Origin of the sequence: Prevotella sp. khp1 (genome assembly GCF_900102205.1) — a bacterium.
Lineage (GTDB): Bacteria > Bacteroidota > Bacteroidia > Bacteroidales > Bacteroidaceae > Prevotella > Prevotella ruminicola.
Genome location: NZ_FNJZ01000001.1, coordinates 312,867 through 337,720, shown reverse-complemented (window position 1 = coordinate 337,720; position 24,854 = coordinate 312,867). Strand labels below are relative to the sequence as shown.

The following is a 24,854-nucleotide window of genomic DNA, read 5'->3' as shown; positions in this document are numbered from 1 at the left end:
GTACGATTACGGCGGTAGCGTGAGCGAAGCGAACAAAGCAATATATGGCGAACCCAGAATTGGGTCGACGAAGTCAACCTGTAAGGGTGACGTAGTCAACCCAATTTTGGGCAAAGGCTCGAGAGCCATACCAAAACTTTGACGGAGAGGGTTTTCCCTCGTAGTCAACTAAGTCCTTGCCAAAGATTGGCGAGGATTTAGGAGTGGTTTGAAGCCCTCCTTAGGATAAGGAGGGTTGGGTGGTTGTGAAAAAAGATGGTGGTTATTAAAAGAAGAATTGGGTGGTTGTGAAATAAAAAGCCCTCCTTAAGACTAAGGAGGGTAAGGGTGGATTTGATAAAGAATTATTGACTATTTCTTTTTGCTTTCTTGAACTTCGCCATGTACCCGTAGGTGTACGACAGAATGATATACGATATCAATCCTGTCAGGATTCCGTCACAGATACTGCCCGTAATCGACATGAGCAGGATGGTGAGGAACGCCGGCATCGACTCGAGGTAGAACGTTACCTTGATGTGTCGTACCACGGCAAACATAAAGAATCCCGCTACTACCATGGCTGGTGCTGTGGCCGATGTGGGGATGGCCAGGAAGATGGGCGAGAATACCAGACTGACGGCAAAGCACAGGGCTGTTACCAGTGCCGATACACCAGTGCGACCGCCCTCGGCAAAACCCGTTGAGCTCTCAACAAACGTGGTTACCGGACTGCAACCTAAGCAGGCACCTGATACGGTGGCCAGGGCATCGCTCAGCATAATGCTACGCATATGGGGAATTCGTCCGTTCTTACGGATGATACCCGCACTGGCCATCACACCTACCACGGTGCCCAAGGTGTCGAACACATCGAAAAACAGCATCGTTGTTACACATACCCAGAAGTCGGGCCACATCAGATACTCAAAGTCGAACTGACATAACAGTGGTAGTGGCGATGCAGGCATCGAAATCAGCTCGTCGGGTATCACGGTAACGCCAGCGGGCAGTCCTACCACGGTTACAATCAGGATGCTCAACAGCAGTCCGCCTTTGATGTGCATCACGGTAAACAGTCCCGTCAGCAGCAGTCCCAGCAGGAACAGCAGCGATGTGGGTGTGGTCAGCGTCTCCATATGGTTAAAGATGGTACCCTCGGCCAGGATGCCGCTGTTCTTAAAACCAATCATCGCTACAAAGAAGCCTATACCGGTGGCAAAGGCATATTTCAGCGTGGTGGGCACCATCTCGAAGATAATCTGTCGCAGGTTGCTTACGCATATCAGCACAAACAGCAGTCCCTCTACCAGTACCGCCGTCAGGGCAAACTGCCACGAGTAGCCCATGGTCAGGCATACCGTCTCAACAAAAAAGGTGTTCAGTGTCAGTCCAGGAGCCAGTCCGAAGGGGCGCTTGGCGATAAACGCCATGAACAGCGTGCCTACGATGGCCGAGAGGGCTGTGGCGGTAAACAGCGACTGTATGGGGAATCCCTGTTCGCTCAGGGGGGCAAAAATCACCGGCATCAGTGCCAGGATGTAAACCATGGTGACAAACGTGGTGATGCCCGATATGATTTCGGTCTTCAAACTATCTCTCTGCTGAGAGAATCCTAAGAGGGTGAAGAATTTTTCTTTCATGCTTTGGGTATGTAGGGGATAATCAGGTCGAACTTAGCGCCCTGGGTATATGTGGTATCGAGTGTGAGCGTGCCGCCCATGTGCTGGGCCACCATGCGGGCTATCGACAGACCGAGACCGGCACCCTGACTAAAGCTATCCAGCTTGGTGAAACGCTCAAATATCAGCTCGCTCTTGTCGGCTGGAATACCGCAGCCGGTATCGGTAACGGCAAAATGCATCTTGTCGGCCTCGTGGTCCAGACTCAGTGTGATGCTGCCCTGCTTGGTAAACTTGGCGGCATTGTCTAACAGTTTGGCCAGGATGATGCCTACCAATCGTGGGTGGCACATCACCTTCTCCTCGGCGGGGATGTTACATTGGCTGTCTACCTTTACGCCCTTCTCTACAACCGTTGCGATAGCATCTACGGCACCTGCCATCGTCATCAGTGGCATGCACTCCTCGGCTGGTGGCAGCTCGGGGTCGCCTTCCATGTGCGATATCAGTATCAGGTCGTCAAGAATGTTTGTCAGCAGTCGGGTGTTCTCCTGTATGCGCGTGCTGTAATCCTGTCGGTCCTGTTCGGGCAGATCCATGCCGGGCATGGTAAGTATCTGCGTAAAACCGCTGATGGCGTTAAGTGGCGTGCGTATCTCGTGTGTCATGCTCTGCAGGAATGCCGTTTTGGCTTTCGATGCAGCCTCGGCACGGTCGCGCTCGATAGAGAGCTGCTTGTTTTGTGCCACCACCACGTTACGTTCGCGCTCCAGCTGTCGGTTTTTTATCTCCAGGGTGTGGCGCCAACGGTTGTTGGCCGACAGGAACAGCAGGAAACCGATAATGCCCAGAATCATCACCACGCCACCCGATGTGAATCGTGATCGCTGCTGCAGCTGTTGGTTCTGTCGGCGCATCGCCTCCATCTCTTCGTGCGAAATCTGCTCCTTTATAGGCGCTTGTTGTATGTTGTTGGCAGGTGCCTTTTGGGGCACACTATAAGTCTGAGGTTGAACATTCGGTGCTTGATGTTCAAACTTACATGCCGATAAAGCGATGATTATCAACAGCATAGCTATAGTAGCCTTTGTAGCCGTTAGTAATTTCTTAAGTAATAGTACCATTGGTCTGACTCTTTTCGAGTGCAAAGGTACAAAAAAAAGATGGCACGAACAAATATCCGTGCCACTTTTTTAAGCGTTATTTTGGCTTAGATTCCAGCCTTGTAACATGGGGATGGGGTTGATGTCGGTAGTGCCGTTTTCGTGGATGGCCATGGCTGCGCCTACGGCTATCCAGCGCAGTGGTTGCTCTGATGGGTTGCCCAGGCACTCCAGGGCTCCGATACCCGATAGCTGTGCCACATGATCGATATACGCGCGGGTGTTGTTTTCGGCCACCGGTGCCCATTTATGGATGATGTCGCGGATGTTGTACAACCGGTATTTATGATAGTACGTGCGCGTAAGCAGTCTGAAGGCGGCGCGCCACCCCCACTCCATACTTTCAAACTGGCAGAAGTCGCCATCCTGTTGCTGTGCCTTCATGCCCTTCCACTTATCGCCGCTAAGTCGGATGTTAAGTGGGTTGCAATTACGTAGTCCTCGTGGTGTGCTCATGATGGTAGTCGTTTGCTGATGATGTTTACATAGTGGTTAAGCCCGAAGATAGAGGCGGCAAACAGGAATGCCTGTGCCACGTAGAATAGCAGTCCGGTGGCCACATCGTTGATGCTCACCACCTGATACGTCACCAGCCCGATGCTGCTCACAATGAGCAGCACGGCACTGGCATACTGAGAGGTTTTAAAACTTGTGTTTTCCATGGTACTTAGATTTAGTAAGTGCTGCAATGACATAGATTACAACCCTGACGATTACTTTTACTGTTTTGTTCATAATTTTGTGTGTTTAATGAGTATCTGTTTACGTTACAAAGGTACGAAAAATAATTGAAACGGCCAAAATATTCGGGTAAAAATATTAAGAAATTTTTCCGTTTTTGGCAGGTTTTTATTACCTTTGCAAATACCAGACTTAAAAAACTAGACTTACACGATGTCGTTTATCATGGAACTGCCTGATAATGAGGGTAACAGAATACTGGCCGAAGCATTGAAGATTATTGCTGGAGCCACTTTTCCGATGTACAACGGTACACCGCAGCTACCTGTCGTGGATTCTGCGGTGAAAAACGCTATTTTGCAGATGCAGAGTGAGGCAAAGGAGAAGAAGTTGAAACTGAATCGATTCGACTATGTTTGGCTGATGAAATACTTCAATGAGAAGCATGAGGAGAAAAAGTTTCCGCTGTTCTTTTATTCTGTACAGAGTTTTAGGGATTATCTGGTTAAAGAACTGCAAATCAGCGGTATAGGTTCTGTATCGTTGATGTCGGAATACGGTAATTATCAATTCGGTAGATTTCCAGAATGGACATTTTCGGATACGGAGGATTCCCGCGAACGACTACGCAGGGTGAACATCGTTAATAGGTTCTTAAGCGTTTTCGTAAAGAATATCGGAAAAGTTCGGGGATAGTCGTAAGGATTATCGGAAATCACGTTTTTAAGCCTTTGCTATACCGGCTAATTGTTGTAAATTTGCTGGAAAATAATAAACCTATGAAAAAATAGAAAAAATGAAGACGCAATTAGTCAATCATTTTTCGGTATTCGGATACGGGTACCGGAATCGCGATGGAAAGGCAGTGCTGGCTGTAAAGCCCGAGGGCACCGCCACAGTAAGTAACATCTACCAGTACATCACATCCGAGAGCGCCAGGCACGCCACCCGCACACTTCGCGAAATGGCGGAGCAGGGCGCCACTCGCGATGAACTTAGCGACTACAAAAAGCTTAGCTTTAAGATTGCAACCTTCTCGGGTACATTCAGTTATCGTAAAGCCGATGGCCTTATCAACCACACGCCTTATCTGGTTATCGATGTTGATGACCTGGCATCCGAGACCGAAGCCCGACAGCTGATGCAGCGGTTTATCGCCGACCCCTATGTCGAAACCGAACTGTGCTTTGTTAGTCCCAAAGGTCGTGGTGTAAAGTGGATTATCTCGCTACCCGAGTGGTGGCAGCCCCTACCCTTTAAGCAGCAGTACGAGGCCGCCCGCATGCATGTTGTGTTTCACTATGGCGTGGCTGTAGATGCGTCGGGCTCCGATGTGTGCCGTGCCTGCTTTCTGCCTTACGATCCCAAGTGCTATATCAATCCCAAACATTTAAAATAAAGTATCATGAACACCAATCAAAACTCATTTACCGACCTTGAGCACCTTGAGCTCGTGGCCCGCCGCATTGCCGACAGCGGTGCCGACCTTACCAGCGATTACCAATCGTGGATGGCCATTACCTTTGCCTGTGCCTCGCTTGGCGAGGGGGCACGCGAGTGTTATCACCTGATTTGCAGTCAGTACCCTGGCTACAAACGCGACGAGTGCGACCAGAAGTTTACCAACTGCCTTGAAAAAGGCAAGGGCATGGTTACCCTTGGCACCCTGATGAAACTGGCCGCCGATGCCGGTATCGACATCAGTAAGCCCCGCGGCCGCCGCCCCCAAACCGCCAGCCAAAAGCAGCAGCAAGCCGAAAGCAAGATGAACGATGCCTACAGCATACTGCGCTCGCTGGCCGATTGGCGATTCAACATCTGGCTGAACCGTGCCGAGATTAAGGAACCTAAAAAGGAATGGCGACCGGCGGTAAACCGCGACCTGTCCACCTACTACTGCAGGTTGAAAGCGGCGGGTGTAAATGTAAGTGCTAACGACTTGGAGCACATCATCAACAGTCGCGACTTTGCCATCGATCACGACCCGTTTGTGGAGTACCTGCACTCGCTACCCGAGTGGCATGAGGGCGATCCTGACTATATCCACGAATTCTTTGTGGGGCACATGGTATTCGGCGATCCCGAAAATACCGAGCTCTACGATACCATGTTCCATAAGTGGTTCTTGGGAATGGTCGACCTGTGGCTTGGAAAGGCAGAAGAAAACCCTATCATGCCCGTGCTCCATGGGCATCAGCACATCGGCAAAACCTTCTATGTACGCCATATACTGCCACCGCAGCTGGCATCGTACATGTTCCCCGTCAACCCCTCAACGCGTGTGGATAAGGACTTCGAGATTGCTATGAGCGAAACGCCGCTCATGTTTCTCGACGAGTTCAGTGTAAGCAACCTGCAGAAGTCGGAGGCCTACAAATATGCCATCACAGCCAGTAAGTCGTATCTGCGCGACAGTTACGACCATTTCCGTGAGATGCGCACCCGTAAGGCCTCGCTCATAGCAGCCACAAACCACGATACGTTTATCCGCGAGGCCGAGGGCGATCGTCGTTATCTGGCTGTAAACCTTACCGGCACCGTAAATCTTAACGAGCACCCACTGCCTTATGCCGGTGCTTATGCCCAGGCTTTGTGGCTGCTCGATCATGGTTTCAAGGCCAAGCCCACCCAGCAGGAGAGTGAGCTGATAAGTGAGCACAACCTGCCTTACCTGATTCCCGACGATGTAGACGAGGCCCTGCGCACCTTTGTACGCATGCCATCAGATACCGACAATCCCGAGGCCTACACTGCTGGCGATCTGCTCAATGTGCTCTACACCAAAGGCTTCCGTGGTCCTAAGTACACAGCCCAAGCCATCGGCAAGGCCATGAAGGGTATGGGCTTCGAATCCGTAAAGCGCCATGGTCTCAACAAGTATATCGTAGTGATAGCCGATACTGGTCGCCAACAGAGCGAACGTAAGAATGATGTAGATGACGTAGAACCCTTTTAAAACTGCTTTTTGGGGGGATTGGGGGGATGCAGGTGGAGCTTTTCTATACGACCGCGAAAAATAAATCCATAAATAGGCCAATCTTAAAAGTGCCGATTTATGGATTTATTTTTATTACTCCATATAATTTACCCCACCTGCTGCACCTGCACCACCCATCCTCTACCCCAACACTAACCCCGCTCTACCATGATAGTAAAGCGGGGTTAGTGTGATTGGGCGGGGAGTCATCGCCTGGGGGCGATGGCTGGGTGATTAGGGCACCTTGGGGGTAAGCGTCCAGGTAAGGTTGGTGCCACCAGTGCTTGAGGTGGCGAAATTCAGGCCGGTCAATCCCGTGCCATCCCAATCATTGCTGGTTACGGTTACGCCGTTAATGGTCACAGCGCCAGTGCTGCCTTGGTCAGAATCTCCTTTTCCTATCGGCCAGGCAGTAGCGTAGTTTCTGGTAGCTTGAACTTGGGTAATGCCTGATGTGATGGTGATAGTGCTGAAGGTGCTATAATATCCGCTGCCGATGCCGGCACCATAGCGACCAGAACTGGCCATAACCGTGCCGCCGCTGATGGTGATATCGCCGCATGAGGAGCTATCAAATCCGCTGCCGATGCCGGCGCCTGCATCACCAGAACTGGCATTAACCGTGCCGCTACTGATGGTGATGTTTTTGCATGAGGAATTTTTGTAACCGCTGCCGATGCCGGCACCATCCCTACTAGAACTGGCATTAACCGTGCCGCCACTGATGGTGATATCGCCGCATGAGGAGTTACTGTAACCGCTGCCGATGCCAGCGCCAAATTGACCAGAACTGGCATTAACCGTGCCGCCACTGATGGTGATAGCGCCACAGGTAGCATTCCAACCGCTGCCGATGCCAGCTGCATAATCACCGCCGGTGGCAGTGAGAGTGCCTGTGCCATCAATGGTAAGCGTTTTGCCTATGGGACCCGCCTGGATGGCGGGATATTCATTGTAGAATCCCTTAACAGTGTTGGTGCCTGTGATGGTGATGGTGGCATTGCCATCACAGGTAAGGCCTGCCCAATTGGTGCTGGAGTTGTTACCGCCATTGATTGTGACATCTTTTAACTCTATGTTGGCGCCATCGGCAATGCTAATCTTGTAATTGCCAGCGAGGGTTCCTGTGAGTACATCATAATTCTCAGCTGTGAAATCGGATGTAAGTGTAGCAAGGTTTACAAGTCGGGTAACTTTCAGTGAGTATTGGGCGGTTTTTGTTTCGTATGCGTATTTATCAGTATCGCTGATGGTGGCTTTGATTGTTGCTAAGCCCTTACCAACGATAGTTACTTCGCCTGTGGTTGGGTTAACTTTAGCCACTTCTTCATTATCAGATGAATAGCTAACCGTTCCATCACCTACGATGGTGACTGGATTGGTAAAGGCTGCATCACCTACGTGTTTGGTAAAATCGGCAGTAGCAAAGCTGATGCTACCATCCTTCTTGCTAACTGTTACCTCCACCGTGGTGGTGTTTTCGCTGAAGATTTCGGTGCGGTAGTAGTCGTCCTCGCCTTGGGCCTTGATGGTGATACGGGCGGTGCCGGGGCTGACGGCGGTGATGAGGCCGGTGGCCTCGACGGTGGCCACGGCGGGGTTATCGGATGAGTAGAGCAGCACTACATGAGCCTGTGTAGAAGCCTGTATGGGCTTGCTCTCACCTACTTTCAGCGTTAACTGGGCTCTTAATACCTGCAAGGCAGGGGTAATGGGATTGTCGAGCATGTCGAACAGCTCGCCGCAACTGGTCATCACAAGGGGTAAAGTGAGCATCATGCCCCACCCCAAAATCTGTCGGATAATACGTTTCATGTTGAAATTTAGTAATATCTTAATAAGTTAATTAATTTTGCCTGCAAATTTACGAAATAGTTGATAATCAGCCAAATAAAATCGGGAAAAAGTTTGGTAGTTTGGCAATTTTTTTGTATCTTTGCAATGGTAATAATACCACAAAACACATTTAAAAACACACAAAATTATGGCAACAAACGAAATTAAGTTGGGCATCAACTTGCGCCAGAACAAGAATGCCCGCAACTCGGGGTACGGTAAGTACTATCCCGAAATCGACACGCAGACCACTCTCTCGCTGCGAGGCTTTGCCAAGCACATGAGTGATCATGGTTCAATCTATTCGCTCGACATCATCGAGGGCGTGTTGAAGAAAATCACCCAGTGCCTGCCCGAACTCATCAGTCAGGGCGTGCCAGTACGCATGGAGCCCCTGGGCACATTCCTGCCCACCTGCGATGTAGAGAAGCCCATCCTGAACATCGCCGCTATGGAGAATGCCGATCCTAACGAGGTGGTAAAGGGCGTACACATCCGATTCCTGCCCTACGGCGTGGAAGACGACAACATCACCTCGCGCCGTTTTAAGCAGGAGTTCTGCTCGCTCGAGTTCCGCAACATTGTGGATACGGTTAAGGTTACCGTGGATGGCAAGGAGAAGAAGGTTACCACGCTGAAGCCTATCGCCACGGCCATAGCCGAGTATAAGTCGGGGCACGAGGCCAGCGCGCCATCAACCGGCGGTGGTAGTCAGCCATCAACCGGCGGCGGTAACACCGGCGGCAATACCGGTGGCGGCAGCAGCCATGAGCCTATCGGTGATTAAAAAAAAGAAGGCCGGGAGCTTAATAGCTCTCGGCCTTCGGAAATAAATACTTAAACAATTAGAAGAACAGGTAGCGGTTGTCTACCACACCAGCCTTCTGATACAATTCCTGCATGAAGATGCGAGCAGCCTGAGTGGCCTGCATCTGGAGCTGAGCCTCGGTCTGAGCAGCGTCGAACTTAGCGCCGGCGCGGTTGCTCTTCTTAACTACCTTGAACAGGTAAGCACCACCGTTACCCTTAACCACGTGCTTGCTGAACTCGCCAGCCTTAGCAGCTGCAACGGCACCAGCCAGAGCGGGCTCTGAAGCACCTGTGGCCTGTACGAATACAGGAGCCGAGAATGTAATCTGGTTAACTGAGTCGATGCGAGCACCCTTAGCCTTAGCAGCAGCCAGGTCGTTAACACCGGCCAGCTTAGCCTTGATCTGCTCGAACTTCTTATCGCGGATAACCTCGGCCTTAAGAACCTCCTTCAGGCTGCTCATGTCGCGGTAGCCTACAGGGTTGATCTTAGTGAGGGCTACAACCAGCAGGTGATCGTTGTTACCGCACTCGTACAGTGGGCTAACCTCGCCTGGCTTAGCGTCGAAGATCCACTTCATAGTCTCACGGGTAGAACGCAGGTTGGCTACGTTGTGCTCGTAGTTGAACAGATCCTGACGTGGAGTAACCTTGAAGCCGAACTTAGCAGCGTTCTTCTCCATATCCTCGATAGTCTTGTTCTCGCTTACAAACTGGCTGAACTTGTTGTAAGCCTCAGAGTATGTCTGCTTAGAGAAATCGATAGTGTGCTTGATAACAGCTGCATCGTACTTATCAACCATAGCCTTGCGAGCGGTAACCTGCAGGATGATGTTGCCCTGAGTAAACTCGAGGTTCTTAACATCGTTTACAGCCAGGTTGTTGATAGCTGCGAGGTAGGTCTTCGACTCCTCGTCGATTGAGCTGCTGTTCTCGTACATAGCTGATGTGAGCCACTGCTTGGTGCCTGGCTGACCGTACTTCTGAGCCAGCTGCTCGAAATCAGCACCAGCCTTCAGAGCTGTGTAGATGCTGTCGGCAGTCTTCTTAGCGGCCTCTACGGTAGCACCGCCAACCTGAATCTGGCGATACTCGATAGAGTCAGGAGCCTGAGTCTTGGCAATCAGCTTAACAACGTTGAGAGTGTTATCGAAAGCGGTCTCGAATACAGCTGAAGTCTGACCTACAGCCATTGAATCGAGCTTAGCAGCGATGTCTGAAGGATAAGCGCGCTTGGTAGCAGCCATGCCAGTGTAGGCAAACTGCGACTGGGCCTTGCGAGCCACCTCGGCAGCGTTAGCACCGCTCTGCAGCTTCTGGGCTGCGTCGGTCATAGTCTTCATCAGCTCCTTGCGGTCGGCTGCTGAAGCTACTACCTGGAAATCAACATACTTAATATCGCGGCTCTCAACGTCCTGCTTAAACATCTCCTTCTCCTCGTCGTACTTAGCCTTCAGATCCTTGTCGTCAACCTTTACATCGTTGTCGTTGATTGAAGAGTAAGCGATAGAAGCCAGCTGGATATCGCTCTCGGTGTTCTGACCCTCGAAAGCCATCTTAGCTGAGATGGGGTTAGAGAGCAAGCAGTTGCTGAGCAGAGCCTGGTACTTCTGAGCCAGGGTGTTGGTGCGCAGCTGCTTCTCGATGAACTGCCAGTACTTGTAGATGGTCTGGTAGCTCTCAGCCAGCTGAGGATTTGAGCCAGCCTTCTTGTAATCGTCCAGGAACTTGGTGAGCATGGTAACGTCGAAACGACCAGTCTGCTGGTTTACGAATGGGCTCTGCATCAACATGGGGTTTGTTCCCTCCTTCATGATGTTCTGCAGTTCCTCGTCGGTAACTGTCAAACCAAGCTTCTCTGCCTCGTTGGCAATGATCTGCTCGTTAACGTACTGACTCCAAACCTGATCCTTAATCTGGTTCAGCTCCTCCTCAGAGAAGTTCTCGCGGTTCTGAGTAATCTTCAGAACGTCCTGATACTCATCAACCAGGGCCTGGAAGTCCTGAACATTGATTTTGTTTCCTAACACTTCGCCAATCTGCTGTCGCTGCTGGTTCTTGGTTGCTTCGCAAGAACGGAAAGCTTCCTCAGCAATGAAGGCGAAAAGGCCTAAGCCGATAATGCAAACGAGGGCTACGCCTCTTTTACGGATTTTTCCTAATGCTGCCATAATGTATTTAAATTTTTAATTATTATTCATAAAACGGGTGCAAAATTAATAAATTTGTTCGAAACGACCTAATTTTTTCGTATAAATTTTGGCTATTCGGTAATGTTTAATCGCACCAATTCGATTTTTGTTGCCGTATTCTTGATGATTTTAAACTCGTAGCGGCCCATTTTTACTACCTCGTTCAGTTTTGGGAACGACTGATACTCGTGCAGAATCAGGCCTCCAAGGGTCATGTATTCATCGCTTTCGGGCAGGTCGAGATCAAACATCTCGTTAATCTTGGCTATCTCCAGTCGGGCTGATAGCATGTATTCGTGGTCGCTCAGTTGTTTGGCCACGTGGTTAGTATTGTCGTGCTCGTCTTCAATCTCGCCTGTAATCTCCTCCATGATATCCTCGAGCGATACCAGTCCGCTGGTGCCGCCAAACTCATCTACCACCACGGCCAGCGAGCGTTTCTGCTGCATCAGCTGGGTCATCAGCTTCGATGCCAGCATGGTCTCGGGTACGAAAGAAATCTCACGTACCAATTGGCAATTTACAATGGACGATTGATATTTGTTTTTGTCCAGTCGGAACATGTCGCTGGAGTGTACATAACCGATGATATGGTCGATATCCTCGTGATACACCAGAATCTTTGAGTGGCCGCTCTCGATAAACACCTGTCGCAGCTGTTCGATGGTGTCGGTATCCTCTACCGCATCAATCTCGGTACGGGGCACCATACAGTCGCGAATCTTGGTCTCCGAGAAGTCGAGCGCATTCTGGAAAATCTTTACTTCTTCCTCGATTTCATCGTCGTTATCGGCATTGTCGATACTGGTCTGAACCAGGTAGTCGAGGTCTACTTTCGTAAACTCCTTTTCCTCGCCGGCACTCTTCATGCGGATGCCTATCAGGCGCAACAGTCCCTTCGACAGCAGCGTGGCAAAGCGCGATATGGGGTAAAGCACCACATAGCATATCCACGCAGGCACGGCAAACACCGTGAGCAATGTGTTAGGATTGTTCTTAAAGATAGATTTGGGCAGGAACTCGCCTGTAAACAGCACTACCAGTGTAGATAGCAGCGTATCGGCCGTAACCCTCACCCCGTCGCTTAGTGGCGCAAACAGTGTGGCGTCGAACAGCTGGGCAAACAGGATACCGTAGATTACCAGTGCGATGTTGTTGCCCACCAGCATGGTTGACACAAAGTTGTTTGGATGCTGGTAGAACACATGGATGATGCGCTGCGAAAAACGGTTCTTTTCGCGATCCATCTCGGCACGCAGGCGGTTGGACGAAATAAAGGCTATCTCCATACCCGAAAAGAAGGCCGAGAACAGCATCGAAACCAGTAGCCAGATAATCGTTGTAGTCATATCATCCGTTTTTTCTATGTTTCTGCAGCTGTGGGCGCAGCGATGGCTGTACCTGTGCGGTATCGGGCTGGGCGCCTGGTTTCTGCGTGGTGGTATCGTTCTGCTCGCCGGTCATATCCTCGCGCTGGAACGATCCCTTCGAGTTGCTGACGGTATAGTGCGTCATATGCTCGTCCGACAGGAAATAGGTGCCCTCCATGCTGCGTTCGGGGGTGGTAACCTTCGAATATACGTTCGAGTACAGTTCGTGGCGCATACCGTCCCAAAACAGCTCCTCGCTCTCGAACAGCAGGCCGTTAATGTTACGTATGCGTACGCGACCGCGCAGATGCCACAGCTTCTTCTGATCGTAATACTTGGCTGAGTCGGCCTGGATATAGGCTTCTACGTGGAATTTCTCGTCGAACTGCTCGAAGAAAACACCCTTTTCGAACAGCCAGTACGAGGGATTCTTAACCACGTTCACATCCCAGCGCTCGGTTACAATCTTGTATTTGATCACGCCGCTGTCGCTAATCAGCGTATTAACGCCATACGACGTCATCACCGACACCGAATCGCGGTCGTGTATAGCAGCTGCCGTGTGCTCGTGCACCTCGGTACAACCGCCTAATATCATTGCTGCAAACGCGGCTACGGCTATTATTCTACCTTCCACTTTGCAAACCATCTCTCGTTGAATGTCAGACCGATGTTCAGGCGGAACATCGTTTCCTTAATCATATTATCAGCCGAACGGTTTACAACCTGTCCGCTGATATTCAGATACGAACGACCGTTGTAGCCGTTCATGATGGGGATACCGAAACCAATGCTGGCCGAGAGCTCTTTGGGGCCCTCTTTACCGTTAATATAATAATAAGGTGTGGCCATACCTACACCCGCACGATAGCGCACGCGCTGCAGGAACTTACGACCCATGGGGCGTGGTGTCCACTCGGCACCCAGGTTAAAGCGGTAACTATCCTTGAGCAATCCCGACTTCAGGGTGTAAGTCTTTGCCTGTGAGTCGAACGAAGGATAATCTACGCTACCCCACTTCTGCATGGTAAAGTCGGCACCCATACGGAACTGCTGTCCGTGGTTGTAAGCCAAACCAAAACCAAAGCTGGTAGGAATGCTCAGTGCATCGGCAAGCTTATAGGCAGTGGTATCGGCCTTGCTGATAGTAGAGTTGCTGTTGATGACCGAGCACTTGGCATCGGCCTTCAGTGAGTGGCCTGGTGTCCAGGTAGCACCCAGGGTGATGTTATCCTGCTTGCTCAGAGGCAGTTCCAGCTGCATACCAAAGTCGAGCTTATAGCTGCTGATATCTGATGTGTACAGCATCTGCAGGGCGCTTACGTTGCTGGCACTGCTACTGCTGGTAATGCTGCGGTTGTAGTCGCCCCAAAGGTACGACAGGTTGGCACCGATGCTCAGGGGCTTGAACAGGCGGATACCGGTACCGATAAACAGCTGGTGCATACCGCCATCACCCTTGTTGGTGGTAGTCATCTTGGTGATGCTGGCATCGTTCAGATATTCGCTCTGTGAGTAGTTATAGCCGATGTTAGAGTAAGGCAGTACGCCGAAGGTAACACCCACGCCCTTAAAGGCACGGAACTGACCTACCACGTAGTCGAAACCGCCACTCTTACCATTCATTTTCTTGCCGTTTTCCTTATAGTTGGTAATCTGACCCGACAATCCGGCATCGAACAGCATGGTAAGTGAGTCGACAGCCGAATACGAAGCGGGGTTCATGGTGTTAACCTCGTTACCGCGACGCATGGCCAGGCCCACGCCGTTCATACCTTTATTAAAACCTACACTCTGATCAGTCAGATCACCTAAGCCGAACTGGCTATAGGGAGAATTAGTGTTGCTCTGGGCAAAAGCCGATGTCGTCATGGTTGCTAAGACGAAACTGGCGAGAATTTTATTCATATTTAATCTTTTAATTCAGTTGAAAATCTTTTCAGCGTGCAAAATTATCAAAAAAAAACGAAGAAATGGCTTTTTCTTCGAAAATATAAGTTATTTTTGCATCGTGAAACATTTAAAAATGAAAATTAAGAGCCTGCTAACCGCAGCTATCCTGCTGAGTGTCAGCTACATAACGCCAATTTATGCGCAATCGGCACCAAATGCCGAAAATGGCGCTTTTGAGGCCGTTGAGTCGAATATCGACCCGATGGACTCGGTTGAAGTGAGTTTACTGACCTGTTCGCCCCACGAAGAGATTTACAGTTTGTATGGTCATGCAGCCATCCGTTGGCATCAGGGCGACACCGATCTGGTGTTTAACTGGGGTATGTTCAGTTTCAGTAAGCCATACTTTGCCCTGCGCTTTGTGTTCGGACTAACCGATTACGAGCTGGCCGCCTACCCCTTTGAGCGTTTCTGGCCCTACTACCAGCAATGGGGCAGCAGCATTACCGAGCAGGTGCTGAACCTGACCAACGACGAGAAGCGTACCCTGCAGCGCCTGCTGGGCGAAAACCTGCAGGAAGAGAACCGCGTGTATCGCTATAATTTCTTCTACAACAACTGTTCAACCAAACCTAGAGATGTAATCGAGAAAAGTATTGAAGGACAGGTAGTTTACGAAGAGCGAAGTGACTATCAGCCAACCTTCCGCGAGATGGTGCGCGAGTGCAATCGCAACCACCTGTGGTCGAAGTTTGGAAACGATATGCTGCTGGGTGTAAAAGCCGACCTGGCTACCACCCGCGAGGAGCAGGAATTCCTGCCTATGAATCTGATGACCGACTTTGCGCATGCGCAGATATATAAGGATGGCGAATACCGCCCCTTGGTAAAGGAGCAGCGCCTGCTGGTGCCACCAGGTGTGCAGGTGATTGAGCCCGATTTCGGTCTTACGCCTACCCAGATGGCCGTGCTGCTGCTGATTATATCGGTATGTATCGGTTTGTACGAATGGAAGAGCAAGCGCATAGTAAAATGGTGGGACGTACTGCTGATGACTATCCAGGGCCTGGCAGGCGTGGTGCTTACGGTGATGATATTCTCGCAGCACCCCACTACATCGCTTAATCTTAACCTGCTGCTGTTCAATCCTCTGGCGCTGGTGTTTATACCCGCCGTTATCAAAGGCAAGCGCAACCTGTGGACCAAACTGCTGCTGGTAATGCTGATACTGTACGGACTGGGTGGCATACTGCAGAGCTATTCGGAGGGTATGTGGATTGTGGCACTATGTTTGCTGATACGTTGTAAGAAATGAAGAATAGATATCTATACGTCACGCTGCTTACGATGCTGGCACTCAGCTCGCAAGCGCAGCAACAGAAGGGAGTAAGCCCCCGGCTGGTGGTAAATATTACCATCGACCAGCTGCTTACCGACTATCCCGCTCTGTTCGACGATGGATTAATCTATGAGCAAGGTTTCTATCCCTACAGTCAAGTTGACCTGTCGTCTGCCATTTCGTCAGTCGTAACAGGCACATCGCCATTCTACCACACCATTACGGCCGATAAATGGCTCGACCGTCAGTCGTTGCAAACCGTAGCGGCTACCCCCGATGAAATCGCCGTTTCTACCCTGGCCGATGAGCTGAAGATAGCTACCAAGGGTGCCGGTAAGGTATGCGCCGTGGCTGCAAAAAAAGAGACAGCAGCGCTGCTTGCAGGGCATAACGTGGACCGCCTGGCATGGAACGATGACAATCGTAGAAATAAGGATGCTACCAGCCTGACGGTTAAGGCTTTACAACTGGTTGTTGAAGAAAGACTTGGGCAAGATTCTGTCCCCGATCTGCTATTCCTGCAGTACGAGAAAGAAGATTACCAATCGGCCCTGCAAAAGCTGGTGGTTGAGATACAGCGCATGGTGGGCAAGCAGCACGCCCTGTTTGTGCTCACCTCTACCGGCTATCGCGATCTGAATACCGATGAATACGCCAAATATCACATCCCCACGGGTGTATATTATACCAACCGCACTGCCAACCTGCTGAACATGTACCTGGGTGCCCTGTGGGGCCAAGGCAAGTACGTTGAGGGCAGCTACCGTAACCAGCTGTACCTGAATCATCAGCTGTTGGAACAGAAGCGCATCGCCCTGTCCGACGCCACACAGAAGGCTAAGGAGTTCCTGCTGCAGATGGCAGGCGTAAAGCGTGTAAACATCCATCTGTACGAGGCCCACATGGGCGATCTGCAGGTAGAGTTGGCACCTGGCTGGCAGATGCAGAACGACGACACTCACGAGCAACTTAAAACCAAGCAGCCACTGGCCTGCTTCCCCATTATATTCTATGGTGCCGATATACCCGCACAGAAGGTGCAGGCACCCGTTAGCATAGAGCGTATTGCCCCCACAATTTCGAAGGCAATCCGCATTCGTGCCCCCAATGCATGTATGGCTACACCTCTTTTTTAATAAAAAGGCTTGGTGGTTAAAAATTTTTTTTGTAATTTTGCCGCCGTTTTATAACGACATACATCAACAATAAGTAAAAAAATAAAAATTAAATATGAATTTCAACAAGTTATTGAAGTCGCTGTTTGGTGACAAATCCAGCCGCGACATGAAGCTTATCCAGCCACTCGTTGAGCAGGTAAAGGCTGTTTACCCCGAGGTACAGAAGTTGGATAACGACGCACTGCGCCAGCGCACTAAGACACTGCAGCTGCAAGTACAGAACTCTGCCCAGGAGCAGAAAGCCCGTATCGAAGAACTGAAGGCTACAATCGAAAACACCCCTATCGATGAGCGTGCCGATATCTTCGCTCAGATCGATAAGATCGAGAAGGAAGTATTGGAGATTTACGAGCAGGCCCTGAACGAGGTAATGCCCGAGGTATTCGCTATCGTAAAGGAAACCGCACGCCGCTTTGCCGAGAACGAGGAGGTGGTTGTTACAGCTACCGATTTCGACCGCGAGCTGGCTGGCGATCCTAAGAAGGACTTTATTACCATCGATGGCGACAAGGCTATCTACCACAACCACTGGACTGCTGGTGGTAACGACCTGAAGTGGGAAATGGTACACTACGACGTACAGTTGTTTGGTGGTGTTGTACTGCATCAGGGAAAGATTGCCGAGATGGCTACTGGTGAGGGTAAGACCCTGGTGGCTACCCTGCCTGTATTCCTGAACGCATTGACCGGTAACGGCGTACACGTAGTAACCGTGAACGACTATCTGGCTAAGCGTGACTCAGAGTGGATGGGTCCTCTCTATATGTTCCATGGCTTGAGCGTGGATTGTATCGATAAGCATCAGCCTAACTCTGAGGCCCGTCGTAAGGCTTATCAGGCTGATATCACCTTCGGTACCAACAACGAGTTCGGTTTCGACTATCTGCGTGATAACATGGCCGTATCGCCTGCCGATCTGGTACAGCGCGCACATAACTACGCCATCGTCGATGAGGTCGACTCAGTATTGATCGACGATGCCCGTACACCTCTGATTATCTCTGGTCCTATCCCCAAGGGCGACGATCAGATGTTCGAGGAGTATCAGCCACTGGTTGAGAAGCTGGTAGGTGTTCAGCGCCAGTTGGCCACCCAGTATCTGGCCGACGCCAAGACCCTGATTACCGAGGGTAACAAGCTGATGGAGGCTGGCAACAAGAAAGAGGCACAGGAGAAGCTGGATGCCGGTTTCCTGTCGCTCTACCGTTCGCACAAGGCCATGCCTAAGAACAAGCCACTGATTAAGTTCCTCTCGGAGGAAGGTATCAAGGCTGGTATGCAGAATACCGAGAATATCTACATGGAGAACAATAACCGCCGCATGCCTGAGTGTGTTGAGCCTCTGTACTTCGTAGTAGATGAGAAGATGAATAGCTGCGACCTGACCGATAAGGGTACTGCCTGGCTGGCTAAGCAGGTAAACGATAACGAGCTGTTTGTGCTGCCCGATATCACTACCGAGCTGTCGGCTCTCGAGGCTGAGACCGGACTCACCGATCAGGAGCGTCTGGATAAGAAAGATGAGCTGATGAGCCACTACGCTGTACAGAGTGAGCGTGTGCACACCCTGCAGCAGCTGCTGAAGGCTTACTGCATGTTTAATAAGGACGACGAGTATGTGGTTATCGACGGCGAGGTGAAGATCGTTGACGAGCAGACTGGTCGTATCATGGAGGGTCGTCGCTGGAGCGACGGACTGCACCAGGCTGTTGAGGCCAAGGAGCACGTAAAGGTAGAGGCTGCCACACAGACATTCGCTACCATTACCCTGCAGAACTACTTCCGTATGTATCACAAGCTCTCAGGTATGACCGGTACCGCTTCTACCGAGGCTGGTGAGTTCTGGGATATCTACAAGCTGGATGTGGTTGAGATTCCTACCAACCGCCCAGTAATCCGTAACGACCAGGACGACCGCGTTTACAAGACCGCTCGCGAGAAGTACAAGGCTGTAATCGAGGAAGTAGTAAAGATGAGAAATCAGGGCCGTCCAACACTGATTGGTACCACATCGGTGGAGATTTCAGAGTTGCTGAGCCGTATGCTTGATATGTATGTGAACCCTGAGACCGGTAAGCGCGAGGGTATCCCCCACCAGGTGCTGAATGCTAAGCTGCACCAGAAGGAGGCCGACATCGTAGCATTGGCCGGACAGAGCACTAACGGTAAGGGTGCCGTTACCATTGCCACCAACATGGCCGGTCGTGGTACCGATATTAAGCTTTCGCCTGAGGTAAAGGCAGCCGGTGGTCTGGCTATCATCGGTACCGAGCGCCACGAGAGCCGTCGTGTTGACCGTCAGCTGCGTGGTCGTGCCGGACGTCAGGGCGACCCAGGTTCATCTGTATTCTATGTATCACTCGAGGATAAGCTGATGCGACTGTTCGCCTCTGAGCGTATCGCATCGGTCATGGACCGTCTGGGATTCAAGGATGGCGAGATGATCGAGAGTCCGATGATCTCTAAGAGCATCGAGCGCGCCCAGAAGAAGGTTGAGGAGAACAACTTCGGTATCCGTAAGCGTCTGATCGAGTACGATGATGTGATGAACAAGCAGCGTACCGTGATCTACGAGAAGCGTCGCCACGCCCTGATGGGTGAGCGTATCGGTATGGATATCGCCAACATCATCTGGGACCGCGTAGTAAATATCATCGAGAACTCTACCGATTACCAGAGCTGTAAGGAGGAATTCCTGCACATCCTCTCGATGGAGGTGCCCTTCAGCAGCGACGAGTATCTGAACCAGCCACGCGAGGTACTTACCGAGAATGCCTTCCAGGCTGCCATCGGTAACTTCAACCGCAAAACCGAGCGTATCCAGACTGTTGCCCAGCCTATCATCAAGCAGGTGTACGAGGCTCAGGGACAGATCTACGAGCGTATCATGGTGCCCATCACCGACGGTCGTAAGATGTACAACATCCCTTGCAACCTGAAGGAGGCTTACGAGAGCGATTGCAAGAGCATTGTGAAGGAGTTTGAGAAGAGCATCCTGCTGCATATCATCGACGATAGCTGGAAGGAGAACCTGCGCCAGCTGGATGAGCTGAAGCACTCTGTACAGAATGCCAGCTACGAGCAGAAGGATCCACTGCTGATCTTCAAGCTTGAGAGTGCCAAGGTTTGGGACGAGATGATTAACGATATGTACAACCGTATCTGCTCGATCCTTACACGCAGCGGTATCCCCGAGATGCAGCAGCAGGTACAGGAGGCAGCTCCTGAGCAGCCCACACAGCGCCAGCAGTACGTGGAGAGCAAGCAGAATATCAGCGAGGAGCAGTTGGTTGACCGCAACCAGCAGGCCGCTGCACAGCACGACACACGTGCCCAGCAGAGCCATGAGCCCATCGTAAAGGATAAGCTGCCCGGACGCAACGATCCATGTCCCTGTGGTTCAGGTAAGAAATTCAAGAATTGTCACGGTAAAGGAATAGTATAATACGATTATGATTACAATCAACCATTTGAAGAAGGCGTTTGGCAACACCGTTGCCTGCGACATTGAACAGTTCAAAATCAACGATGGCGAGATTCTCGGCCTCGTAGGTAACAATGGTGCAGGTAAGACCACGCTCTTCCGCATGCTGTTAGACCTGCTGAAACCCGATGAGGGTGATGTAGCACTCGATGGCATTAACCCCGCCCAGAGCGAGGAATGGAAGGCCGCTACAGGCTCGTACATCGACGAGGGTTTCCTGATCGATTTCCTCACACCCGAGGAGTACTTCGCATTTATCGGTAAGATTACTGATAAAACGCAGGAAGAGGTTGACGAGCGACTGAAGGACTTCGAGAAGTTCGCTGCCGGTGAGATTTTCGGACAGAAAAAACTGATTCGTAATCTCTCGGCTGGTAACAAACAGAAGGTAGGTATCATCTCTGCCCTGTTTAACAACCCCAAGTTGGTGATTCTCGACGAGCCATTCAACTTCCTCGATCCTTCGAGCCAGAACACGCTCAAGCATGTGCTTACCGAGTACAACAGGCGTACTGGCGCTACTATTCTGGTTTCGAGTCATAACCTGGCACACACCATCGACATCTCTACACGCATTGCGCTGCTGGAGAAAGGGCACATCGTTCGCGATCTGGCCAATGCCGACGGAAGTGCACGTGCCGAACTCGAAAATTACTTTGAGACAGAATAACCTATCATCATTTTTAGGTATTTTATAAAAACTTGCGACCTTTGCAATCGGGTTGCAAGTTTTTTTTCGTACCTTTGCACTCAAAATAAATAAGTTATGAAACTGTCGGAACTGAAAACAGGCGAAAAAGGTATAATAGTTAAGGTGCTGGGACACGGCGGATTCCGTAAGCGCATCATCGAAATGGGTTTTATTCGTGGTCAGGAGGTTGAGGTATTGCTTAACGCTCCGCTACAGGATCCCGTGAAGTACAAGCTGATGGGTTACGAGGTGAGTCTGCGTCACCAGGAGGCTGATAACATCGAGGTGGTGTCGGCCGATACCCCATTCGAGGCTACTACCTTTAATCTGGCTACCGACAGTAATCGCCATGAGGATGATTATATCCGTCATGAGGCTATGAAGGAGCGCCGTACCATCAACGTAGCGCTGGTGGGTAATCCTAACTGTGGTAAGACCTCGCTGTTCAACTATGCATCAGGTGCCCACGGTCATGTGGGTAACTACAGCGGTGTAACGGTGGATGCCACCGAGGCACATGCATCGATGTTCGGTTACGAGTTTAACCTCACCGACCTGCCTGGCACTTACTCGCTCTCGTGCTATTCGCCCGAGGAACTGTATGTTCGTCAGCATCTGACAGAGAAAATGCCTGATGTGGTCATCAACGTCATCGACTCGTCGAACCTGGAGCGTAACCTGTATCTTACCACCCAGCTGGTGGACATGAACATACGCATGGTGTGCGCGCTGAATATGTACGACGAGTTTGAACGCCGTGGCGACCAGATTAACCTCGACACGCTGAGTACGCTGTTTGGTATGCCAATGATTCCTACATCGTTTAAGAGCGGACAGGGCGTAAAAGATCTGTTCCGTGCCGTCATCCAGGTGTACGAGGGTACCAGTAAGTTCTCGCGACACCTGCACATCAACTACGGTCATGAGATCGAGGACGGTATCTCGCATATCCAGAAGTACCTGAAGGCCGACGAGCATATCACCCAGCACTACTCTACCCGATACCTCTCACTGAAGCTCCTGGAGCACGATAGTCAGGTGTTGGAGTATCTGGGCAACCACATGGCTGGTGAGCAGCGTATAGAGGATTTCCGCCATCTCACAACCGAGCGCGATAAGGCATCGGCCCGTGTAAAGGAAGAGACAGGCAGCGATAGCGAGACAGCGATTATGGACGCCAAGTACGGTTTTATTAACGGTGCACTGAAAGAGGCCGACTATAAGACCGGACATAAGAAAGATACCTATAAAGCTACACATAGGATTGATGGGCTGCTGTCGCATAAGTATCTGGGATTCCCCATCTTCTTCTTCCTGCTTTATATCATGTTCCAGACTACCTTTACACTCGGTCAGTACCCCATGGACTGGATTGAGGAAGGCGTACAGTGGTTAGGCGAAAAGATTAGCGAAGGCATGACCGACGGACCACTGAAGGCCATGCTGGTAGATGGTGTTATCGGTGGTGTGGGTTCGGTTATCGTGTTCCTGCCACAGATTCTGATACTCTACTTCTTCATCTCGTTGATGGAGGATTCGGGCTATATGGCGCGTGCTGCCTTTATCATGGATAAGCTGATGCACAAGATGGGACTGCACGGCAAATCGTTTATCCCCCTTATTATGGGCTTTGGCTGTAACGTACCTGCCGTGATGGCTACACGTACCATCGAGAGTCGCCGCTCGCGTATCATCACCATGATGATTCTGCCGTTTATGAGCTGTTCGGCCCGTCTGCCTATCTATATCATGATAGCCGGAACGTTCTTCTCGTTGCAGTACCGCTCGTGGGTATTGCTGTCGCTCTATGCCATCGGTATCGTAGTGTCGGTAGTTGTCAGCAAAATCTTCTCATCGCTTGTTATCAAGGGCGAGGACACACCATTTGTGATGGAGCTGCCACCTTATCGCTGGCCAACACCAAAGGCCATCTGGCGCCATACCTGGGAGAAAGGTAAGGAATACCTGAAGAAGATGGGAGGCATTATCCTGGTGGCCAGTATCATTGTATGGGCATTGGGCTACTTCCCACATAACGAGGACCTGCCACGCGAACAGCAGCAGGAGCAGAGCTATATCGGACGCATGGGTAAAACCATCGAGCCCATCTTCACCCCACAGGGCTTTAACTGGAAACTGGACGTATCGCTGTTGGCTGGTGTAGGTGCCAAGGAGATTGTGGCTTCTACCATCGGCGTACTGTATAGTGGCGACGACAGCTTTGGCGGCGACGACAGCTTTGGCGACGACGACAGCTTTAGCGACGACACCGAGAAATACACCCGTCTGCGCCAGATGATGCTGAACGAGGGTATCACCCCACTGGCAGGCTATGCCTACCTGATATTTATTCTGCTGTACTTCCCCTGTATAGCTACCATTGCCGCCATCAAGCACGAAACAGGCTCGTGGCGCTGGGCCAGCTTTGCAGCCGTTTACACCACTGTAGTGGCCTGGATAGCCAGTATGCTGGTGTTCCAGATTGGCAGTTTGCTGATATAAGTAGAATAAATTTGGTACTTTCGATATTTCTTTGTATCTTTGTCGCCGTTAAAACAATTTTACTAACGATGAAGAAAAGATTACAATGGTTATTGGCAGCACTCTTGCTGGGCACGCCAAGCATCGGCTATGCCCAGAAAGGAAATCTGCAGAAAGGTGACTATGGATTCCTGTATTGTCACATGAACGATCATGGGCGCGCATGGACAGCCTATGCTTTGAGTCGCGATGGTTTTCATTATAACGACCTGCTGAACGGCGACTCTATCTTCAGCGATGCTGAGCATGCCCGTATCGAAGGCGCCACACGCGATGCTTACATCTGTCGTAAGCACGATGGCAAAGGTTATCTGATGGTATGCACCGATATGAACGTAGGTGCCCGTAAACGTCTGGGTAAGGTTGAAACCTGGGATAACTACGGTATCGACCTGCTGCGTAGCGACGACCTGATTCACTGGAAGTCGGTAACGTTCGACTATCGTAAGGGTACACAGATATTCTCCAACCCTGACGCTCCCAGCGTATATAAGGACTGGAGTACCATCAACCGCGTATGGGCACCACAGATAGTATGGGACGAGGATTATGTATGGCCTAACGGTAAGAAGGGCGGCTATATGGTTTACTACTCGATGCGTAACCGTGGCGAGGACCATTACGACCGCATGTACTACTCGTATGCCGACGAGACCTTTACTACCCTTACCCAGCCTAAGCTGCTGTTCGATTGGGGCTATGCCACCATCGATGCCGATATCAACTGGGTTGAGGCCGACCAGAAGTGGCACATGATGATTAAGAAAGAAGGTGGTAAGGCCGGTTTGTTTACCGCTACAGCACCAAAGCTGACTGGACCATGGAGCGAGCCGGTAGAGGACGATTACGTGAACTTTGAGGGCAACAAGGCTTGTGAGGGTGTTAGCGCCTTCCAGTTGCCTGGACAGAAAACCTGGGTGATTGCCTACATCGAGTACTCGTCGAACCCACGTAACTACCGTCTGTGCCTGGCCGACGAGCACATGCGCAACTTTCACTCACCCCGTAATATCGAGGGTGTGAAAGCGCCACAGCACGGATCGTTTATGCGCCTGACTAAGAAGGAGTACAAACGACTGGAGAAACTGTTGAAGTAAT

Annotated in this window: 19 protein-coding genes; 10 read left to right on the top strand and 9 right to left on the bottom strand. The window is 50.8% G+C overall.

The genetic code is table 11. From position 1 onward, the window contains the following. Nucleotides 1–344: 344 nt before the first annotated feature. The 4 genes from BLR73_RS01505 to BLR73_RS01490 all read right to left on the bottom strand — a co-directional run bounded on the left by BLR73_RS01505 (nucleotide 345) and on the right by BLR73_RS01490 (nucleotide 3,426). Nucleotides 345–1,622 carry an NCS2 family permease gene (locus tag BLR73_RS01505; protein ID WP_091858180.1) on the bottom strand — a complete coding sequence of 426 codons (1,278 nt, stop codon included), beginning with the start codon at nucleotides 1,620–1,622 and terminating at the stop codon, nucleotides 345–347. After that, nucleotides 1,619–2,725 (bottom strand): sensor histidine kinase, encoded by a 1,107-nt coding sequence (locus tag BLR73_RS01500; protein WP_091858177.1) that lies wholly within the window; start codon nucleotides 2,723–2,725, stop codon nucleotides 1,619–1,621. The genes BLR73_RS01505 and BLR73_RS01500 overlap by 4 nt, the downstream gene beginning before the upstream one ends. Nucleotides 2,726–2,794: 69 nt before the next feature. After that, a complete protein-coding gene (locus tag BLR73_RS01495; RefSeq protein ID WP_091858174.1) occupies nucleotides 2,795–3,220 on the bottom strand; it encodes a hypothetical protein in 426 nt (141 codons plus the stop codon). Then, entirely contained in the window at nucleotides 3,217–3,426 is a 210-nt protein-coding gene (locus BLR73_RS01490; protein ID WP_033150849.1) for a hypothetical protein, read from the bottom strand. Before BLR73_RS01490 ends, BLR73_RS01495 begins: the two co-directional genes overlap by 4 nt. Nucleotides 3,427–3,658: 232 nt before the next feature. Between BLR73_RS01490 and BLR73_RS01485 the strand changes: the two genes are divergently transcribed. The 3 genes from BLR73_RS01485 (at nucleotide 3,659) to BLR73_RS01475 (ending at nucleotide 6,401) form a co-directional block, all read left to right on the top strand. Then, nucleotides 3,659–4,141 carry a hypothetical protein gene (locus BLR73_RS01485; RefSeq protein WP_091858172.1) on the top strand — a complete coding sequence of 161 codons (483 nt, stop codon included), beginning with the start codon at nucleotides 3,659–3,661 and terminating at the stop codon, nucleotides 4,139–4,141. A gap of 100 nt (nucleotides 4,142–4,241) precedes the next feature. Continuing rightward, complete coding sequence (locus BLR73_RS01480) at nucleotides 4,242–4,844, top strand: BT4734/BF3469 family protein (RefSeq protein ID WP_091858169.1); 603 nt, start codon at nucleotides 4,242–4,244, stop codon at nucleotides 4,842–4,844. Between the two features lie 6 nt (nucleotides 4,845–4,850). Then, a complete protein-coding gene (locus BLR73_RS01475) occupies nucleotides 4,851–6,401 on the top strand; it encodes a VapE domain-containing protein (RefSeq protein ID WP_073042432.1) in 1,551 nt (516 codons plus the stop codon). A 255-nt stretch (nucleotides 6,402–6,656) separates the two neighbouring features. Here BLR73_RS01475 and BLR73_RS01470 read toward each other — a convergent pair whose 3' ends face one another. After that, nucleotides 6,657–8,237, bottom strand: a complete 1,581-nt coding sequence (locus tag BLR73_RS01470) for an Ig-like domain-containing protein (protein ID WP_091858166.1) — start codon at nucleotides 8,235–8,237, stop codon at nucleotides 6,657–6,659. 169 nt (nucleotides 8,238–8,406) lie between these two features. Between BLR73_RS01470 and BLR73_RS01465 the strand changes: the two genes are divergently transcribed. Continuing rightward, on the top strand, nucleotides 8,407–9,045 hold the full coding sequence (locus BLR73_RS01465; protein ID WP_013063318.1) for an HU family DNA-binding protein: 639 nt from the start codon (nucleotides 8,407–8,409) through the stop codon (nucleotides 9,043–9,045). Nucleotides 9,046–9,103: 58 nt separating this feature from the next. Here BLR73_RS01465 and BLR73_RS01460 read toward each other — a convergent pair whose 3' ends face one another. From BLR73_RS01460 to BLR73_RS01445, 4 genes are all read right to left on the bottom strand, one after another. Continuing rightward, complete coding sequence (locus BLR73_RS01460) at nucleotides 9,104–11,239, bottom strand: peptidylprolyl isomerase (protein ID WP_033150854.1); 2,136 nt, start codon at nucleotides 11,237–11,239, stop codon at nucleotides 9,104–9,106. Nucleotides 11,240–11,331: 92 nt separating this feature from the next. Further along, nucleotides 11,332–12,609: a hemolysin family protein gene (locus BLR73_RS01455; protein WP_033150855.1), complete on the bottom strand. Its 1,278-nt coding sequence runs from the start codon at nucleotides 12,607–12,609 to the stop codon at nucleotides 11,332–11,334. A 1-nt stretch (nucleotide 12,610) separates the two neighbouring features. Next, nucleotides 12,611–13,228, bottom strand: a complete 618-nt coding sequence (gene lptC / locus BLR73_RS01450) for an LPS export ABC transporter periplasmic protein LptC (protein WP_013065676.1) — start codon at nucleotides 13,226–13,228, stop codon at nucleotides 12,611–12,613. A 23-nt stretch (nucleotides 13,229–13,251) separates the two neighbouring features. Further along, complete coding sequence (locus tag BLR73_RS01445) at nucleotides 13,252–14,538, bottom strand: hypothetical protein (RefSeq protein ID WP_091858163.1); 1,287 nt, start codon at nucleotides 14,536–14,538, stop codon at nucleotides 13,252–13,254. Between the two features lie 118 nt (nucleotides 14,539–14,656). Between BLR73_RS01445 and BLR73_RS01440 the strand changes: the two genes are divergently transcribed. The 6 genes from BLR73_RS01440 to BLR73_RS01415 all read left to right on the top strand — a co-directional run bounded on the left by BLR73_RS01440 (nucleotide 14,657) and on the right by BLR73_RS01415 (nucleotide 24,853). After that, complete coding sequence (locus tag BLR73_RS01440; protein ID WP_233456435.1) at nucleotides 14,657–15,838, top strand: Lnb N-terminal periplasmic domain-containing protein; 1,182 nt, start codon at nucleotides 14,657–14,659, stop codon at nucleotides 15,836–15,838. Next, a complete protein-coding gene (locus BLR73_RS01435; RefSeq protein WP_143010856.1) occupies nucleotides 15,835–16,998 on the top strand; it encodes an alkaline phosphatase family protein in 1,164 nt (387 codons plus the stop codon). Before BLR73_RS01440 ends, BLR73_RS01435 begins: the two co-directional genes overlap by 4 nt. Before the next feature lie 94 nt (nucleotides 16,999–17,092). Continuing rightward, a complete protein-coding gene (gene secA / locus BLR73_RS01430) occupies nucleotides 17,093–20,485 on the top strand; it encodes a preprotein translocase subunit SecA (protein ID WP_091858158.1) in 3,393 nt (1,130 codons plus the stop codon). 7 nt (nucleotides 20,486–20,492) lie between these two features. Then, the gene (locus BLR73_RS01425) at nucleotides 20,493–21,194 is read left to right on the top strand and encodes an ABC transporter ATP-binding protein (RefSeq protein ID WP_013064916.1); all 702 of its coding nucleotides are present in this window, start codon (nucleotides 20,493–20,495) and stop codon (nucleotides 21,192–21,194) included. Nucleotides 21,195–21,290: 96 nt separating this feature from the next. Continuing rightward, nucleotides 21,291–23,717, top strand: a complete 2,427-nt coding sequence (gene feoB / locus BLR73_RS01420; protein WP_091858156.1) for a ferrous iron transport protein B — start codon at nucleotides 21,291–21,293, stop codon at nucleotides 23,715–23,717. A 68-nt stretch (nucleotides 23,718–23,785) separates the two neighbouring features. Then, nucleotides 23,786–24,853, top strand: coding sequence for a glycoside hydrolase family 43 protein (locus BLR73_RS01415; RefSeq protein WP_176763586.1), 1,068 nt, complete (start codon nucleotides 23,786–23,788; stop codon nucleotides 24,851–24,853). Nucleotide 24,854: the final 1 nt, after the last annotated feature.